The sequence below is a fragment of the Trinickia fusca genome (assembly GCF_003628145.1).
Taxonomy (GTDB): Bacteria; Pseudomonadota; Gammaproteobacteria; order Burkholderiales; family Burkholderiaceae; genus Trinickia; species Trinickia fusca.
Genome location: NZ_RBZV01000001.1, coordinates 711,388 through 727,253, shown reverse-complemented (window position 1 = coordinate 727,253; position 15,866 = coordinate 711,388). Strand labels below are relative to the sequence as shown.

The following is a 15,866-nucleotide window of genomic DNA, read 5'->3' as shown; positions in this document are numbered from 1 at the left end:
GGACTCAACTGCCCTGCGCTTGGGGATTGGGGACCACCCCCACGCGTACGTGCAACGGCTGCAGCATATCGGCCGGCGGCCGCTCCGGGAGCGCGTGTCCGGTCAGCAATTTCCTGAGGCTGGCATCGGCGCTCTCATCGCCGAGCGAGTCGAATTCGACCTTCGTCACCGTCCCATCCGCACCGATCCACGCTCGAATCGCAATCGTGGGCGGCAGCGCATACGCGTCGGCATTCTGGAGCCGCTCGTCGATATACCGATGCAACTGCTTCGTCGAATCGTTATCTTGCTCGAGCCATCCCTGAAATTGCCGTCCCACGAGTTGGGCATACTTGATCCACGGCTGAGGAACGTCCAGCGTCTGCGACGCAGCGGGCACGGACCACGAGAGCACGCCTGCACAAGCGAGCGCCGCGATCGCGCCAAACGGCCCGAACCGATGATTGCGCGCCATGCCTGCCACGCGGCGCAGGCGGGTCGTCCACGTCCGCTCGTTCGATGTCATGTTCACCTTCTCCCTGCGTCGATCAGTGCCAGCGTGGTGCGTGAGCCGTCATCGGGGCGGCACGGCCACGGGCGGTGCCGGACGCTGCGGCGTGACCGACTTGCCCCAGTTGGTGCCGAAGCGGTTATGCTCCGCCGACGCGTTGAATGTGCCGACCCGATTCGACGGCCCCTTCGCCTGCGATTCGGCCGCTGTCTGCGATGCACTCCCCTGCGGCTCCGCCTTCGGCTTGAGCTGCGCACTGAGGCAGTCGTACGACAGGGCGCGCTGCCCATCCACCTCGGCGTCGACACATACCGGTTTGGTCGCCGGGCTCGCTTGCGCGGCGGCACGGCTGGCGGCGACATCGTCCGCCGCGACTACGATAAGCGGCATGCTCAACAGAAGACTTCCTGCCGTCATTGCCAGTCTGTTCATTATTGCTCCTGTGCGGCCATCGCCGGCCGGTTACGCAAGTGCAGCAGCAACTCCTGGATCAACCGGTCCCACAACTCGATCGTCGCGTGAACATGACGCTCGCTGACGCCCCCCGCCACGAGAACATCCCACTCCAGCGCGAGAAACGCGCCATGCGTCGCCAGCCGCGCGAACCGCTTCGTTCGATTCCAGCTGGACACCAGCTCCGCCGGCAATTCGCCCTGCACCTGCAACACGCAGCTGAGCGTGTAGTCCAGGTATCGAACGGACTCGGCCGAAGCCGGTACATCCTGGCCGGCGACCGCAGGCGCGACATTGCCGAAGCGGATGGCGAACCCGACGCCCTGGCTCGCGCTCATGAGCTGCACCATACCGTTTTGTTCGGCCGGCGTCACGCGATAGCCCGCTGCCCGAAAAATCTCCGCAACCTGATCGATGCTCACGGCTTCGATCCCACCGCGCTCGGCTTGTTGCTCGGACAAAGCATTCGTGTCGTTTTCAACCATGTCAGTCTTCCCGGGTTTCGTTGTGCTTCTTAAGTTGCGCCGCCGCTCAATGGAGAGCGGACGGTTCCGACGCTGCCGCCGCTGGCACGCCTGACGCGGCAGCGGCCGCACGAGCGGCGGGGTCGTACTGGTTCGCGTACAGGGCGTCGCCATAACGCTGCGCGATCTGGTCGTACTGCACGCGTGCCGCCCGCGCGAACGGCTGCCGCGAGGCGAAGATCGACCCGAGACCCACGTGCTCGTAGGCATCGAGGATCTCGTGTCCCACGCGGTACAGCTCCGCATTCTTGGCCTCGCACGCTTGCAGTTGAGCGTCGCGCTGCTTGGCTTCCTTCTGCAGTTGCAGACGCTGTGCATCGAGTGTCCGCGAGGTGTTGCTCAACTCGTCGTTCGATGTCTTGTACTTCGCCAGCGCCTGAGCATCACGCGCGCGCGCCGACTTCTCGAGCGCAAGCGCGCGCTGAGCCGCCGCTTGCTCGCTCGACGAGCCCTTGGCGGCCGCAAGCGCTGCCTGCGCATCTTTGAGCTGTGCGAGCGCCTTGTCGCGCTGTTCCTCGGCAGCGGCTTTGTCTGCCTGAAGCTGCGCCTGGTTGTCCTGAGCCTGACGCAGTTGCTGCGCCGTCGCGCGCAGCTGACTGCGCAGCTTGTCTTCGATGCTCTGCGCGTGAGCACCGCCGGCAACGGCCAGCAGCACACCGGCAAGAGCCAGCGAGATTGTCGAGTAGCGAGCGCTCTTCATGGATGGCTCCCGTCAGAACCGCGCGTTGAGCTCGAGCTGGAGCACGTCGATCGAGACCGGCGGCCCATAGATTTCCTTCGCGCTCAGATAGCGGGCGGAGACCCAAGTGTCGCGTGCCACGGCATAGGCCGCACCGAGGACGTAGCCTCGCGCATTGGTGCCGCCGAGGTGGAAATCGGGATCGTTGAACGCATCGAGCGTGGCGTCTGGCTGCAGATACTTGTAGGCGACCGAGAAATTCCATTGCCCCTTGTCGACCGGTTCGGGGTCGCCGACCGTCACCTTCGCAAGGAACCCGTTCGGCCCGCTGCGGTAATCGGATCGCGTAGCGTTGATGTTGCTCGTTTCGTAGTTGTTGACCGGCAGCGACGCTGCGCTGAAGGCCTTGTCCTCGTCGTAGGCAAGGTTGCGCACGTATTCGCCGTCGAGCCGCAGCTTCAAGCGATCCGCGATGACCGTATCCCACTGAGCCTTGATGTCGAGCAACCGGTAGTTGTAAGCGAGCCCGAACAGTTGCGGCTCCGGCGTCAGGCCCGGCCCGGCATTGGGATTCGCGACGATGTTGCGCAGCGCGAGCAGCGTGTTGCCGCCCTGCATGAATGCCGGCGCCTCGTTGTCCGTGCTGCAGCTCGTCGCGCCGAGATAAAGCGCACATGGCGAAGACAGCGTGCCCCGCATGTTCTGGAAGTCGTAGTAGGCCACCGCGCCCTTCAGCCGGTTCTGCCTGTTGATCTTCCAATCGGCCCCGACTTGCGCGCCGAACATCCACTTCGTGTCGCTGCCGGCTTTGCTCGTGCTGTTCGACGGGAAGCTCTCCGCCGTGTATTGGATCGGGAATACGCCCAGCGTGCCGAACAACGTGACATCGGGATGGGCCGGCAGCGCGCGCGCGAAACGAGCGGCCAAACCGTCCATCTCCAGATCGCTCGAGAACAGCAGATCGGAGGTGAAGAACGGATTGTCGAAGCGGCCCGCCAGCACGTTCGCCCAGGTGGTCGGGCGATAGTCGAAGAACGCCTTGTTCAACCAGATGTTCTTTTTCGCGAAGCCCCCGCCCGCGGTCGACGTGGTCGACACCGGCCCGTTGTCGTTGCCGCTGGCGAGCTGCACGCCGGCCTTGAGCTGCTCGGACAGCAGCGCCGTCACGCCGAGGCGCGCACGGTAGCGCTCCAGATTGTTGCGGTTCTCCCGCGTATTGACCGTGGGAAGCTGCGTCGGATTCGTGTTGTTGTTGACGTCGAAGCCGCCGGCCTGGTTGATCGCCGCAAAGTTGGTGACGTTGTTCGTATTGCCGCTTCCATAGAAGTGGTACTCGTCGCGCACGCGCAAATCGCCGTCGAGCGTGATGCGCGACACCCAGTCGGGAAAGGTGTTGGGCTGCGCCCAATTCTCGGCCTTGGCCTGCGCGATCACCTCCTGCTTGACCTGATCGCGGATCTGTTCGCGCACCACCTGCGGCACGTAGGGCACGGCCACGTCACCGGGCTGCGTCGGTGCATTGACGATCGCCGCCGCCGCCGCGGGCCGCGCCGCGTTCGCCGCTTTCGCCTGAGCGGCTTCGGTTCTCGCTTCGTGAATGAGGTCGTCGGCACTCTGCTGCGTGATCACGCCGCGCTTGACGAGCAGATTGATCAGGTTGATCACGGTGCTCTCGCTCGGGCTCGCCGCGCTTGACGCCGCTTGCGCTTCGAGCGACTGCGCGTGCGCTGCCCCCGCCGCGCACACCATCCCCAGCGTCAGCAACGCCGTCATCCCCACACGCGAGCCGCTTACCGACGCCCTCTCCTCGCCGCCTCGACCACCCCGTCGCTGCATCCTTTGAATCATCGACATTCTCCGCATAGCTGCTGTTCTTCTGAGAGCACGGCCCATCCACAGGCGTGCCCCGTCGTCATTACCGGCTTCGTCACGCGCAGCGCTAACCCGGCTTGCGCCCCTGGAGCTTCACGAGCGCCGGGTACGTCGTGGCGGGCGGCGGCGGCTCGTCGACCTTGCCCAGTGCCTGAATCGCCGCCACCACCGCCGCATCGATCTTCGCGTCGCCGGTGGACTGCACGATGGCCACTCTCGTGATGCGGCCCGACGGCTCCATCCACAAATTCAGGCTGCCCGCAAAGCGAGCCCCGCCGACCTGCTGCACACCTGGGTCCTGTTCGATCGCGCGCTGCAAGACGTAGACCATGTACGTCGAATAGGTGGCGTTGCCGAACGTGCCGCCGCCCCCGCTCCCGACCATCCCCGAGCCATCGCCGGCGCCGATGTTGAAGCTGTCCGCACCGGCCTGCGCAGGCGCGTTCATCGTCATCTGTTTCGGCTGGTTGTCCGATGGCTTGGGCGCCTCCGATGGCTTGGGCGCGATCGTCGGCCGGTCCACCGGTGTTTTGGTCTCCTCTTTCACCTTCTCCGGCGGCGGCTTTTGCTTAGGTGGCGGCGGTGGCGGCGGCAACGGGATGACGGTGGTCACCTGCGGCGCCACCGCGCGCCTCACGCCCGTGGTCTCGCCGGCGAAATGCCAGATCAGGGCACCGAGGCCCACGAGCGCGAGCACGATCAAGGCCGGCTTGACGTAACGGCCGCGACCGTTGCGCGAGGGTCCCCCGTTGTAGGTCATCTCCATTGCGCGCCCCTAGCCGCCCTGCTTGGCCTTGCCGGTCACGAGCCCGACCTGCGAGAGGTCCAGACGCCTGAGCAGATCGAGCACGTCCATCACCCGCTGGTACTGCACGGCGGCGTCGCCCTTGAGAACGATCGGAAAGTCCGGGTTGCTGGCCTTTTCCGAGCGCAGACGGCTTTCGAGTTCGTCCATCGTCACCGGATAGGCGTCGAGAAAAATCTGCCCGGAGTCCGACACCGTGATGGCCTTCGTCTTCGGTTTGGCAAGGCTCGTCGACGAGCTGGCTTTGGGCAGGTCCACTTTGATGCCCTGCACCGAAGCCGTCGTCATGATGATGAAGATGATCAACAGCACGTACGCGAGATCGAGCATCGGCGTGATGTTGATGTCGTCGTAGGGCTTGTCGTCGTCCTGAACTTGCATGGCATTCTCCGTGGCGGTCGGTCGTTCAGTCGGCCAGCACAGCGTGCTCAGGACTGCGATGCGCTTCGGCCAGGCGCGTCACGAACTCGTCGACGAATACCTGCATGTTCGCGGTCACGTTCTTGTTGCGAATCAGCAGGTAGTTGTAGCCAAAGAGCGCCGGAATGGCGACGAACAGCCCGGTGACCGTCGCGAGCAGCGCCGCCGCGATACCCGGCGCGATGGCGTTCACGTTGACGTCGCCGGCCGCCGCGATCGCGGCGAACGTGATCATCACCCCCACCACCGTGCCGAGCAGGCCCAGGAACGGGCCGCCTGAAATGGCGATCGTGAGCAGCACCATCGATTTCGAAAGCTGCTGGTTTTCTCTGACCAGCGTCGCATCCATCGACGCACGGATGGCCTCTATCGATTCGGTCGTGATGACCGTGCGTCCGCGTTCGTCGACCCGGCTATGGATTTCGTGAACGCCCGCCTTGTACAGCCGATAGAGCGAGGACTGCCGCAAGCGCCGGCCCTCCTCGCTGGTCTCCTCCACGCGTGCGAGGCCCACCAGATGCTTGCCGGCCACCTCGCGAAAACGCTGCACGAAATAGTTGTTGGCCTTGTCGACCAGGTTCACGTACCGGGCCTTGGTCCACATCACGAACCACGAGACCGCCGCCATCGCCAACAGGATCCCGATCACCACCCAAGCGTCGACCGTCACCGAGTGCACGATCACGCCGAAGTAGCCAAAGCCGAAACCGGACTGTTTCTCGTCCGCCCCGTAGGCCACGAGCTTCGATTCCGAGCCTTGAGACAACGTATCGAGCGCGATCAGGGCCGGCGAGCGCGCCACCTTCGACAACCGCAGTTCGTCCAGCGAGCCGGCAAATGCCGCGAAACCGGCCGGCGCACCCTCGACGTCACCGGCCACGGCCAACGCCCCGGTCAGCGCCGGCAGCGTGGCGGCCACCTGCGACACCTCTTTGCCATTGACGTACACGGTCAGGGTCTTGCCGTCCGCCGTCACCGCCACATGGCTCCATTTGTCGACCGCCAGTGGCGTCGACGCAGGCGTACGAACCGGCGCTGCCGCACCGTCGATCTCGGCGAACGGCACCCCGTTGTCGAGCCCGATCAGCAACGCGTTGGCGCCGTCACGATGGCTGAAGAGCAACGTGTTCGGCGCGAGCGAGGCGGGCTTGACCCATGCGCTGAACGTGAAGCTGCCCCCTGCGCTCACGTTCAACGACGGGTTCGCCGGCAGGCTCAACGCAGCGTTGCCGTCGAACCGCGCGGCCTTGCCGATGATGCCGTCCTCGACCGTTTTGAACGGCGCATTGCGGGCGGTATTCGCGTTGGCGGTCGCATCCTTGGGCGGCGTGCCCGACGCGCCGTTGAAGTGGTACACGAGCGTGTAGTCGGGATCGAACGTCTCGGCCGGCTTGCTGCCGTCCTGCGCCTTCGTGTTGCCGTAGTACATCCAGATCGACTGCGACGCGCCAGCCGGCATCTTCGGAACGTCGACCCAGATCAGCGCCACGCCGAGCACCGCATCGTATTGCTCGATCTCGTAGTTGAGCGGGGTCTTGTCGTCGGCCGCCACGAACCGGATGTCCGCGCCATTCTCGGCAAGGCCATCGAACTGGAAGTTGCCCGAGTGCAGCCGGATCAGCAGCGGCACCCGCCCCGCCGAGTCCGCGATATTCGCGCCCTTGGGGCTCGTGTCGATCGTGATCGCCTTGCGGTACGACCAGTCGTTTTGCCACCACGCGTTCGCCACACCGGGCAATACGCCCAGCAACATCACCAGCAGAAGGAACAAGGCTCGCTTCACAATGCACTCCCCGAATGAATCTCACGCGCGCGCACCGGGCGCCACGCGATCCGAAAGGTCCTCAAAATCCCAATCGCACGTAGAAATCGAAGCGCGGGCTGTACTGCTTCGTATAGGGACCGGCCTTCAAAGGCCAGCCCGCTTCGAAATCCGCGCTTGCGTACTTGAGCAGCTGCAGACGCGTTCCCACCCCGGCGCTGAGCAGGTTGAAGCTCGAGGTCTGCTCCGGAAGCGGGCTCAGCAGCCATAGGTGGGCGGCGTCGACGAACGCGTGAAAGCGCCATTCGTTGATGCGGCTGCCCACTTGTCCGCCGAGCCACTTCGCCACCGAAGGACTTCTGACCTCGAGCGAACCGATCACGCCGCTGTCGGCGGTGTCCTCGGCCTGCATGTAGCCGCGCACGCTGTTCATGCCGCCGGCTGCAAACTGTTCGCTCGAGACGAGCGGCGAGTTGGAGAGCTGCGCGCTCACATGCGCGTTGGCCTGCATGTCGTTGGCAAAGCGCTGCGTGTGATTGATGTCGAACTTGCCGTACAAGAAATCCGGTGTCGCGTTGTAGCGCTTGTTGTCCCACGCGCCCCAATCGCTGCCGATGCCGCGGATGTTCGTCGTCAGCGACGCGGCAAAAGTCGTCAGCGAGTTCTTCAGGTTCAACTGGCCGTTGTACGACAACGTCACCGGCACGTAGGTCAACGGCGCCATCGACGTCTGCCCCGCCAGCATCACGTTTTCCTCGTAATGCTTGCGATCGATCTCCACGCTGGCCGACTGTGTATACGTGTCGGTGCCCGGCAGCCCATAGATGGCCGTCAAGCCATACGTCGTTCCTTTGCCGAGCACGTTGGTGCCGCCGACCGACGCCACGTTGCTGTCCGAATGCAGGGCGGTGGCGAGCAAGCTCCAATGCGAACCCGCCAGCGGTGCAAGGTACGAGAACGAGTACACGCGCGCGTCGTTCGGATGCTGCGGCGCGAGCAGGTACGTGCCCGAAATGACGTGACCGAGCTGCCACAGATTCGAGTAGCTGAGCGTCGCGCTCGTGCGCAACGACGACGTCCCCGGGCTGCTGTCATTGTTCAGGTCCACGCTTGCGTGCAGCGGACTGTGGTCGTCCACCTTCAAGTCGACGTCGACGGTCTGCGGCAACGCGCCCGGTTTCAGTACCGGCATCACCTGGCGATCGGCGGACTGGTTGAGGTCGGTCAACTGCTGCTGCGCCGTGTTGAAGTTCGGCACTGTCCCTTCGGCAAGCGCCGGCACTGCGTCGCGGATGTTCTGCGGCGAGTAATATTTCGCACCGTCGACACGCAACCGCCCCACCTTTGCTTCGACCACTTGCAGCACGATCACCCCATTCTTGACCTGCTGTGCCGGCAGTTCGACGACCACCGACTGGTATCCCTTGTCCTGATAGGCCTTCTGCAGCGCGTCGCGGGCCGCGTTGACGTCGGCGAACGTCTTCCCCGGTCCTTCGAACGGATACACCGCTTTCTCGATATCGACGGTCGGCAGCGTCGTGTTCCCGCGCACGATGAACTCGTTGACATCGAATGCCTGCGGTACGCCCGGCGTTGGCGGCGTGCCGGGCGCGGTCTGCCCGCGCGCGGCAAGCGCGATGCCCAGCCCACCGATCAACGCCAGTCCCGCCCAAATCCGATGCAGTCCGCGCCCGTGTTCATGAGATTCCCCGCTTTCTCTTGGCGGCATGCGCCATTCCCCTTTCCGATTCAAACCGTCGCTGCAGCGGCAAGCCAGACGGCGGCTGCCGATATCACAGATTTATTTCAAATCCATGACTTCTAATTAGTTTTCCTAATCAAACATCAAGCCAACCACCAAGCGTCATGCGTACGGACGATGCGACCGCATCTGCAAGGACGACGCCGACGTCTGCAACCCGCAACGTTTGTGCAACTTGTCGTCGTGGCGATCGATAGCGTTGGTTCACGTCATGCCGTGTCTCGTGAATCGTCAGGACCGCAGCGCGCTTCTCCTCTACCTAGACGGAACAACCCATGCGATACCGCAAACTTTTTTTCAGGCTGCACGTAGCGCGTCGCGCGAGCCGACAATCGTCGTCTTTCAACTCGCAACTTTTTATGACATTCATTAGACGATTCACTTGATGAGGGAGAGCCCGGGTCGCCGTCCAACGTAGACATGCGGCATAGCGCCCGTCCGAACGTCTTATCGAATACAAGGCTGAGCACTACGGGGAAAACGCCATGTCGATCGATACGATGTTCTTGAAGCGGCTCGCGCGCCGGCTAGGCATGGCCACCGACGCGCAGGGCGACGCTCGCGCGAGTGCTTGGGAATGGGAAGCGCCCGCGCCTTTGCGCTGGCGCGCGCCGTGGCTGAAGTGGCAATCGCTGTCCTGGATGACGGTGACGCTGCTCGCGCCGCCCTTCTGGACGATCGGCGCGCTATTGATGATCGACCCGCGCAGCGATCAGCCACTGTTCTGGCCCGCGGCGATGGCCGTCGTTGCGCTCGCGAACGCCGCTGCGATCGTCGCGACCAATCAACGTCATCACCGCAAGCCGTTCGCGAGTCGCCGCGCCGTGGCGGGCCATTATTTCGCCGTCGGCATGGGGGTCGCGTGCGCGCTGCTCATGCTGCTGCTCGACGGCACGGGCGCCATCGGCGGGCTAGTCGGCCCACTCGTCGCCAAGACGCAATGCCCTCACTCGCCGGCTATCGTGCTCTGGGTGGCCGGCATCGTCGCCGGTTTCGGCATATCGTCATCGATGCATGCCAGCATCCTGCATGCGTGGTTCGCGTTCGAGGCTTGATGCCATTTCGCTTACCGTTTCGCCTACTTCACATTCGCAAGGTCGAGCACATGCATGAGGATCGACGCCGAAGCATGACCGTGGCACCGCGCGAGCGCGGCATCGCGCTCGTGACCGTATTGCTGGTGGTCGCGCTCGCTGCCGTGCTGGCCGCGGGCGTGCTATGGCGCCAGCAGGTCGCCATGCGCGAGGTGCAGAACCAGCGCCTCGCCGCCGAGACCCTGTGGGCCGAGCGCGCCGCCGTCGAGTGGGCGCGTGCCGTCTTGCGCGTCCAAAGCGCATCGTCGAACGTGACCTATTTCGGCCAGGCGTGGTCGGCCGCGGTGAACGACATGCAATTGGCCGATTTCCTGCCGCCTGACGCCGCCGCCGTCAACGGCGAGCTTGCCCGTGCCTGGATTTCCGGTCAGGTCGAAGACGCGCAAGCGAGATTCAACCTGACGAACCTCGTGTCCCGTCAGGCACCGGGCCAGCCGTGGCAGATCAACGAGGACGGGGTGCTCGCCTATCGGCGCCTGCTCGACGAGCTGTCGCTCAGTCCCACGCTGGCGCAGCAAACGGCTGCGTATATGGTGCAATCGCTGCGCGAGACGAACAGCGCAGGCGGCTGGCCGCTGCAACTCGTGTCGGTGGCCGATCTGTCACGCGTCCCCGGATACGATACGCGCGCGATCAAGACCCTTGCCCCCTTCGTCACCCTCCTGCCCGACTTGACCACGGTCAACGCCAATACGGCCTCGGCGCCCGTTCTCGTGGCGGCGATCCCGACGCTGTCTCGCGCAGAGGCTCAGCGTCTCATCGAGCGACGCAACGCGGCTTACTTCGTCAGCACCGGCGACATCTCCGAAGTGCTCGCGACGGGCCAAGGCAGCGCCGTGTTGCCCGAGGGGGCCAGCGTCGGCGTCAATAGCGGCTACTTCATCGTTCACTGCCGCATCCACTCGGCCCGTATCGACACACGCATCGATACGCTGCTCGCCCGATACGGGATCGGCAACTTCAGCTGGACGTCGGTCATCTGGGTACATCGCCTGATCGACTAGGGCCTTCACGAACACCATTCGAGCCTAGTTCAGCGAGCACTCGCCGGCAACCGGGCCATCCTGAATCTGCTCGAACGCGGCATAGTCGAGCGAGAGGCGATCGAGGCTCGTCTCCCGCACCTCTCCCAGCAACCGATTCCAATCGTCGATCGACACGAGCAGCGCGATCGGCCGATTGTATTTGGTGACCATGACCAGCGCTTCACTCGCATGGCGCAACGCCTTGGACGGATTGCTGCTGAAGTCGCGCGTCGCCATGGCGATCGTGTGCGGCTTGAACGGTGCCGCGGAATACAGTGCCGCTTCGTCGGGTAGCAGGCTAGCCAGCGTTGCCGCGCGCAGCCGGGCCTGCGAGCGGGCCGAGGCTCGATCGTCGCGTCGCTTTCTTCGCTCGCTGCGTGGATCGAGATGAACGGCCAGATGACGCAAGATCCGGCACAGGCTGGACTCGGGAAGCCTGTCGTAGCGCCGCCAGTTTTCCGCGGGCAGCGCGATCATCATGCCGCCATAAGCCGCCTCGACGCCCGCCGCCATGTCCACGGGCAAATGCTCCATATCGCGTGCGGCGAGCGCCAGCGTGCTTCCGACGACGGTCATCATGGTACTGAGCACGTTATAGGCCAGCGCGACGATGCTGCTGGCGAGCAGCGCAGCGCGTGGCGGCGCCGCAGCGAGTACGCCCTCGTCCGACACGGCATCCATCGGCAGCGGCAACGCTTCGCTCCAGCGTCGATGGTACAGGCGCACGACCTCGAGTGCGTCGAGCTGCGACGCGGGCACGTTCGTCAGAATGCTCACGATCGCGTCACTGCCCTCACCTGAACCGGCGGCGCTTCGATGCCATTCGATACGCCTGAACACGAGCGACGCCCCCCATTCGTCGGCGACCCCGACCGCCTGCTCGTACACGGCCTCATCACCGAGCCGTCCTTGCTCGCGTGGCTCGGCGAGCTCACGATAGACCGGTGTGCAGCCGTGCTCGGCGACGATGAACGTGCCGCCATTACGCGGCCAGCCGGAAACGATCGCATTCGCGTCGAAGCGACCATCGACGAGCCACAGCTCGCCGGGCCGGACCGATTCCATAAGCACACGCAAGAACGCACGCTCGCGCGCGTAACCGCCCTCATACGGCAAGAGATCGACGATCATCGCGAGCTCGGGGTCGTAGACGGGCAGCACGCCGCTCGTCTGCGCGGGATAGGCACCCATCTCGGCGACCGGCGCCGCCTGGGCGCAGCCGTCTCCCCCGGCGCATTGCATGCCACGCAGCATCGGGCCGCCATCGAGCACCCTGAGCCGAAATCCTGCCGCCGTGGATACGCGCTCGTCGGCGCGCGGCCGCACGGCAGGCAGCAACAGCTCGACGCTGTCGCGCACCAGCGTGCGGCCCCATGCGGCGCGAAGCCGGCTCGCGCTGTCATGCAAAGCGGCGACGAGTACGCCGAATTCCGCCGGCATGGTCGTGTTCGCTTGAGACGGCCGCCGCAAGCGCGCCTCAATCGACGCCATCGCGCCGACCGTCATCGAGAACAGCTGCTCGCGCGTCTGTTCGTGCTCGTCGTGTTCGAGCGCATCGCCGACCGGCTCCGCGTGTATTGCCCATTGCATGACGAGCCGCGCCATCACTGCCATCGGGCTGTGCTCGACAAAGCGTTCCATGACCGTGCGTATCACCTGGTTACCTCATCACTGTCATCAATGTTTTGGCAAGGCGCTCATCGGCATCCTTGGGCCGCGTGCCTGAGGCAAGCGCGGCGCCGACTTTCGGATGCTTGCGCATCGATCACGCGCGCGCCTGTGCATGCTATCCTCGCGTCCGACAGGGCGGCGGCCAACCAAGCCCGGGCGCAAGCCGGCCCGCTTTCGGTCGCGATCGTTGCCCTCCACCCGGCAACCCTCGTGCATACGCCGAGGCCATCCGCCCGCAATGGACCCGTGAGGACCGGCATGTTTGTAGATCCACGCGTGGCACATGGCCGCGCAAGGTTCGACCTGAGCCGATCGCCTCGCTTGCTCGCCGAAGAGCGTCGCTGGGAGATCAGCGACGTCATCACGCAGTGCCTCGACCACTTCACCGGCGTGCGCAACCGGCGCAATCTCATGCGCTTGCTCGAACGCCAGGTCGCACCGAAGCTGACCCGGCTGGGCCTCGATCCTTACGTGGGTGCGCTCGGCCAGGTCGAAGGCCTGTTCATCAATTTCTCGACCATGAGCGCCGAGCACGGCTTGCGCGAATTCCAGTTGCAGCTCACCGTTCCCGAGCTCGTGCTGCGCAGCTTCGCCTCGAGCACGATCAAGCCGCATGCCGTCGCGCGGTGCATGCAACGCAATGGCGTCGTGTCGCTCGCTGAAATCGAGCACGAGACGAGCGCCGCATTCGTGTTGGCGCGCGTGCTGCGCATGCTCGCGGTCGTCGAGAAATGGAAGCAGGTCGGCGTACCCACCGCGAAAGGCCTGTTCGTCGGCACGATGACCGACGGCGACGACATCTGCCTGAACACCTACATCCGGCCCGCGATCGGCGGCCGCCCTTCTCGCTGGGACGGCTTCGCCGCGCTGTTCGATGCGATGCCGGCTTGGAGCGCGCATCAGATCCGGCAGGGAAGCGACTTGCTGCAATGGATGGTCAACCATATCGTGGCCTTGCGAGAATCTGCATCGTTGTGCCAGCGCTTTCCGTTTCTGCTCCAGCCTTATCGCAGTACGGACGACCCGCAGGACGCGACGTGGCATGCCGCACGCGCAAGCGAGCGGGCGGATGCCCAGTCACCGTGACCGGCACGGCGACGTCCACGGCCTACGTAAACTAGGTCGAAACGAGCAGACTCAACCCGCATTTTTTTTCTTCGGCCCTCGCCCGCGCACGCGACGCCGATATCGCACGCCATTGCGCACGCATGACAGCCCCATGCGCGTCCGCATGCGCCGATGACGTGACATGACACCATCGAATGCGATGCGTGCGCGGCCATCCATGCCATCGTCGCTACGCAGCAAGCCGAGGATCTGCCAAAGCCGCGCGACGTCATAAGCCGCTTGTGCATGCTCGACGCTCTGTGCGCGCCAGCGCCTGAATTCATCTGCATCGGTACGGCAAGCGCTGCCCGAACGCAGCCAGATCAGCCACTGGATCGCCGTATCGATTACCTCCCCCGAGCCTTCTCTCGTTCGGCGCGGGAACCCACCCTGCTGCGATGCTTTTTTTTTCATTGCGGCACCGTCCATAGCAGCGGACACGGGAACGCTCAAGCGCGGGCTCCGGGCTCGCGATCGAGCGACGGGCCGGCTGCGCATCATGCTCGACGCCTCACGCGATGTCCTACCCTACGGGCATGCGCAAGTTCGTCGGCTCTCATCCATCAGGTCGGAACGAGCAGGCGTAACCCGCAAACGGAAGGCGTAGCGCGCTCGCCTGAATAGGCGGATCAGGCGATCAGCTGAGTAGGACGATGTCGCCGGGCAGCCTCGTCACGTGAGCACCATAGAGCCGACCGAGCATGTCGATGACGTCGTCGAGCTTCGTGATCGGAAATTGCGCCTGCATGCGATTCCTGCCGAGCGCCGCGTTACGCAGGACGAGTCTGCCGCGCCGGTAGCGATTGATCTCGTCGACGACCTCTGAGAGCGGAACACCATCGAAGACGAGCACCCCGCGGCGCCAGGCGACCACGGCAGCCGGATCGACCCGGGACAAGGGCTGTACGTTGCGGTCGTCATAGGTCACCTGCTCGCCGGCCTGCAACGCGAGCCGCCGGCGCGGATGCTCGAAGGCGACCGTGCCCGAGATGCACGTCACGCACGTCTCGTTGCCGGTGCGTCTGACGTTGAACCGTGCGACTTGCGCGTGCATGCGTCCTCGCCCCGCGACTACGGTAACAGGCTCGACCAGGCCCACGCGGCGCAACGAAGGCGCTTGCGCATCGATCTCCGCTTCGCCGGCGAGCAGCTCGACCCCTCTCGCGGCCACCTTGGCGGGCAACACGTCGACGCTCGTTTGCGTATTCAACTCGACCGACACACGCGCCGACAGCGCCACTTGCCGCTGCTCTCCGGTGCCTGTGCGATAGTCGGCCGCCATGTCGGTCACCGATGGCCAGAGCTGCAACGGTGGCCGCAGCGCAAGCCAGGATGCGCCCGCGGCAGCCGCGAACCCGATGAATGCTCGGCGACTCGTGCGCAGCGTGTTGCGGCGCTTCGCTTGCGCCGTCCCTATGCCGGCAACCGACTGCTCCTCTTGGGCGAGCTCCTCGGCGGCCACGCGCAGCATGCTCCAGGTGTCGCGCAAGCGGTGCGCCGCCTGCGGATGATCGGCACACCACTGCCGGAAAGCCTCGGCGTCGGCCTCGCTCGCGTTGCCGGCACGCAAGCGCAACAGCCACTGGCGTGCCTGCTCCTGCGTCTGCTCGGCGGAATCGGCGTCAGCTCTCGTCATCGTCACGATGCTCAAAATTTGCGTGGTCCGCTTCTTGAACCCGGGTAGGCATCGCCTATGTCCTCCATGCGCTGAAGGCAATATTTCATCGCCGCGCTCAGCTCGCTCTCCACGAGGCGCAAGGAAATGCCGAAATGCTCGGCAATCTCGCGGTTCAATAAACCATCCACCCGGGCCGCCAGCAAAATAGCCCGTCGACGCGGCGTCAAGCCGCGCAGGACGTCCTTGAGCGCCTCCACCTTGTGCCGAGCCGCCACGATGCGCTCGGGATTGGCCAGCTCGTCGGGCAACTCGAGCAACGCTTCCACGTCGTCTTCATGGAGATGGCGCCGCTCCCGTCGATGCTGGTCGATGGCCACGTTGTTGGCCATGCCCAGAATATACGCGTCGGCGTTGGCGACCTGGGTCGACACGTTCGCATTTTCGAGGCGCAGCCATGTCTCGTGCAATGCGTCGGCTGCGCCATCCTTCGATCCCGTCACGCGCTCGAGCCGCTTGACCAGATACGTGTAGCGCGAGGCCAGGAGCTTTCTGAGCTGAACGCGGGTGCTGTCGGACATGGGCGC

At 64.7% G+C, this 15,866-nt stretch carries 16 protein-coding genes; 3 read left to right on the top strand and 13 right to left on the bottom strand.

All coding sequences use genetic code 11. The annotated features are described in order from the left end of the window. Window positions 1-4: 4 nt before the first annotated feature. The 9 genes from D7S89_RS02990 to D7S89_RS02950 all read right to left on the bottom strand — a co-directional run bounded on the left by D7S89_RS02990 (window position 5) and on the right by D7S89_RS02950 (window position 8,734). Window positions 5-505 carry a YbaB/EbfC family DNA-binding protein gene (locus D7S89_RS02990; protein WP_245982632.1) on the bottom strand — a complete coding sequence of 167 codons (501 nt, stop codon included), beginning with the start codon at window positions 503-505 and terminating at the stop codon, window positions 5-7. A 48-nt stretch (window positions 506-553) separates the two neighbouring features. Further along, window positions 554-922 carry a hypothetical protein gene (locus tag D7S89_RS02985; RefSeq protein ID WP_245982629.1) on the bottom strand — a complete coding sequence of 123 codons (369 nt, stop codon included), beginning with the start codon at window positions 920-922 and terminating at the stop codon, window positions 554-556. Further along, on the bottom strand, window positions 922-1,428 hold the full coding sequence (locus D7S89_RS02980) for a YbjN domain-containing protein (protein WP_121275434.1): 507 nt from the start codon (window positions 1,426-1,428) through the stop codon (window positions 922-924). The genes D7S89_RS02985 and D7S89_RS02980 overlap by 1 nt, the downstream gene beginning before the upstream one ends. A gap of 46 nt (window positions 1,429-1,474) precedes the next feature. Further along, window positions 1,475-2,167: an HlyD family secretion protein gene (locus tag D7S89_RS02975; RefSeq protein WP_121275432.1), complete on the bottom strand. Its 693-nt coding sequence runs from the start codon at window positions 2,165-2,167 to the stop codon at window positions 1,475-1,477. A gap of 12 nt (window positions 2,168-2,179) precedes the next feature. Continuing rightward, window positions 2,180-3,994, bottom strand: coding sequence for a putative porin (locus tag D7S89_RS02970; protein WP_121276043.1), 1,815 nt, complete (start codon window positions 3,992-3,994; stop codon window positions 2,180-2,182). Between the two features lie 91 nt (window positions 3,995-4,085). Beyond that, a complete protein-coding gene (locus D7S89_RS02965) occupies window positions 4,086-4,784 on the bottom strand; it encodes an energy transducer TonB family protein (RefSeq protein WP_121275430.1) in 699 nt (232 codons plus the stop codon). Between the two features lie 9 nt (window positions 4,785-4,793). Then, window positions 4,794-5,204, bottom strand: a complete 411-nt coding sequence (locus D7S89_RS02960) for an ExbD/TolR family protein (RefSeq protein ID WP_121275428.1) — start codon at window positions 5,202-5,204, stop codon at window positions 4,794-4,796. A 25-nt stretch (window positions 5,205-5,229) separates the two neighbouring features. Further along, the gene (locus D7S89_RS02955) at window positions 5,230-7,026 is read right to left on the bottom strand and encodes a DUF2341 domain-containing protein (protein ID WP_245982626.1); all 1,797 of its coding nucleotides are present in this window, start codon (window positions 7,024-7,026) and stop codon (window positions 5,230-5,232) included. A 61-nt stretch (window positions 7,027-7,087) separates the two neighbouring features. Continuing rightward, complete coding sequence (locus D7S89_RS02950; RefSeq protein ID WP_121275426.1) at window positions 7,088-8,734, bottom strand: ShlB/FhaC/HecB family hemolysin secretion/activation protein; 1,647 nt, start codon at window positions 8,732-8,734, stop codon at window positions 7,088-7,090. A gap of 518 nt (window positions 8,735-9,252) precedes the next feature. Between D7S89_RS02950 and D7S89_RS02945 the strand changes: the two genes are divergently transcribed. Then, entirely contained in the window at window positions 9,253-9,822 is a 570-nt protein-coding gene (locus D7S89_RS02945) for a hypothetical protein (RefSeq protein WP_121275425.1), read from the top strand. Between the two features lie 74 nt (window positions 9,823-9,896). Further along, window positions 9,897-10,865 carry a type II secretion system minor pseudopilin GspK gene (gene gspK / locus D7S89_RS02940; protein ID WP_245982624.1) on the top strand — a complete coding sequence of 323 codons (969 nt, stop codon included), beginning with the start codon at window positions 9,897-9,899 and terminating at the stop codon, window positions 10,863-10,865. 24 nt (window positions 10,866-10,889) lie between these two features. On the opposite strand, the gene D7S89_RS02935 is transcribed toward gspK, so the two are convergent. Continuing rightward, a complete protein-coding gene (locus D7S89_RS02935; RefSeq protein ID WP_121275421.1) occupies window positions 10,890-12,527 on the bottom strand; it encodes a type II toxin-antitoxin system Phd/YefM family antitoxin in 1,638 nt (545 codons plus the stop codon). 351 nt (window positions 12,528-12,878) lie between these two features. Here D7S89_RS02935 and D7S89_RS02930 point away from each other — a divergent pair, with 351 nt between their 5' ends. Continuing rightward, window positions 12,879-13,643, top strand: a complete 765-nt coding sequence (locus D7S89_RS02930; protein WP_245982623.1) for a hypothetical protein — start codon at window positions 12,879-12,881, stop codon at window positions 13,641-13,643. A gap of 51 nt (window positions 13,644-13,694) precedes the next feature. Here the strand turns inward: D7S89_RS02930 and D7S89_RS02925 are convergent, their stop codons facing one another. The 3 genes from D7S89_RS02925 to D7S89_RS02915 all read right to left on the bottom strand — a co-directional run bounded on the left by D7S89_RS02925 (window position 13,695) and on the right by D7S89_RS02915 (window position 15,860). Continuing rightward, the gene (locus D7S89_RS02925) at window positions 13,695-14,078 is read right to left on the bottom strand and encodes a FecR/PupR family sigma factor regulator (protein WP_183085080.1); all 384 of its coding nucleotides are present in this window, start codon (window positions 14,076-14,078) and stop codon (window positions 13,695-13,697) included. 223 nt (window positions 14,079-14,301) lie between these two features. Continuing rightward, a complete protein-coding gene (locus D7S89_RS02920) occupies window positions 14,302-15,300 on the bottom strand; it encodes a FecR family protein (RefSeq protein WP_121276039.1) in 999 nt (332 codons plus the stop codon). Window positions 15,301-15,311: 11 nt separating this feature from the next. Then, entirely contained in the window at window positions 15,312-15,860 is a 549-nt protein-coding gene (locus D7S89_RS02915) for an RNA polymerase sigma factor (RefSeq protein ID WP_121275416.1), read from the bottom strand. Window positions 15,861-15,866 lie beyond the last annotated feature (6 nt).

Excerpts from the sequence above, each read along its gene's own strand:
- D7S89_RS02990 (WP_245982632.1), bottom strand. The coding sequence starts at position 505 with ATGACATCGAACGAGCGGACGTGGACGACCCGCCTGCGCCGCGTGGCA.
- D7S89_RS02985 (WP_245982629.1), bottom strand. The coding sequence starts at position 922 with ATGAACAGACTGGCAATGACGGCAGGAAGTCTTCTGTTGAGCATGCCG.
- D7S89_RS02980 (WP_121275434.1), bottom strand. The coding sequence starts at position 1,428 with ATGGTTGAAAACGACACGAATGCTTTGTCCGAGCAACAAGCCGAGCGC.
- D7S89_RS02975 (WP_121275432.1), bottom strand. The coding sequence starts at position 2,167 with ATGAAGAGCGCTCGCTACTCGACAATCTCGCTGGCTCTTGCCGGTGTG.
- D7S89_RS02970 (WP_121276043.1), bottom strand. The coding sequence starts at position 3,994 with ATGATTCAAAGGATGCAGCGACGGGGTGGTCGAGGCGGCGAGGAGAGG.
- D7S89_RS02965 (WP_121275430.1), bottom strand. The coding sequence starts at position 4,784 with ATGGAGATGACCTACAACGGGGGACCCTCGCGCAACGGTCGCGGCCGT.
- D7S89_RS02960 (WP_121275428.1), bottom strand. The coding sequence starts at position 5,204 with ATGCAAGTTCAGGACGACGACAAGCCCTACGACGACATCAACATCACG.
- D7S89_RS02950 (WP_121275426.1), bottom strand. The coding sequence starts at position 8,734 with ATGCCGCCAAGAGAAAGCGGGGAATCTCATGAACACGGGCGCGGACTG.
- D7S89_RS02945 (WP_121275425.1), top strand. The coding sequence starts at position 9,253 with ATGTCGATCGATACGATGTTCTTGAAGCGGCTCGCGCGCCGGCTAGGC.
- gspK (WP_245982624.1), top strand. The coding sequence starts at position 9,897 with ATGACCGTGGCACCGCGCGAGCGCGGCATCGCGCTCGTGACCGTATTG.
- D7S89_RS02935 (WP_121275421.1), bottom strand. The coding sequence starts at position 12,527 with ATGGAACGCTTTGTCGAGCACAGCCCGATGGCAGTGATGGCGCGGCTC.
- D7S89_RS02925 (WP_183085080.1), bottom strand. The coding sequence starts at position 14,078 with ATGAAAAAAAAAGCATCGCAGCAGGGTGGGTTCCCGCGCCGAACGAGA.
- D7S89_RS02920 (WP_121276039.1), bottom strand. The coding sequence starts at position 15,300 with ATGACGAGAGCTGACGCCGATTCCGCCGAGCAGACGCAGGAGCAGGCA.
- D7S89_RS02915 (WP_121275416.1), bottom strand. The coding sequence starts at position 15,860 with ATGTCCGACAGCACCCGCGTTCAGCTCAGAAAGCTCCTGGCCTCGCGC.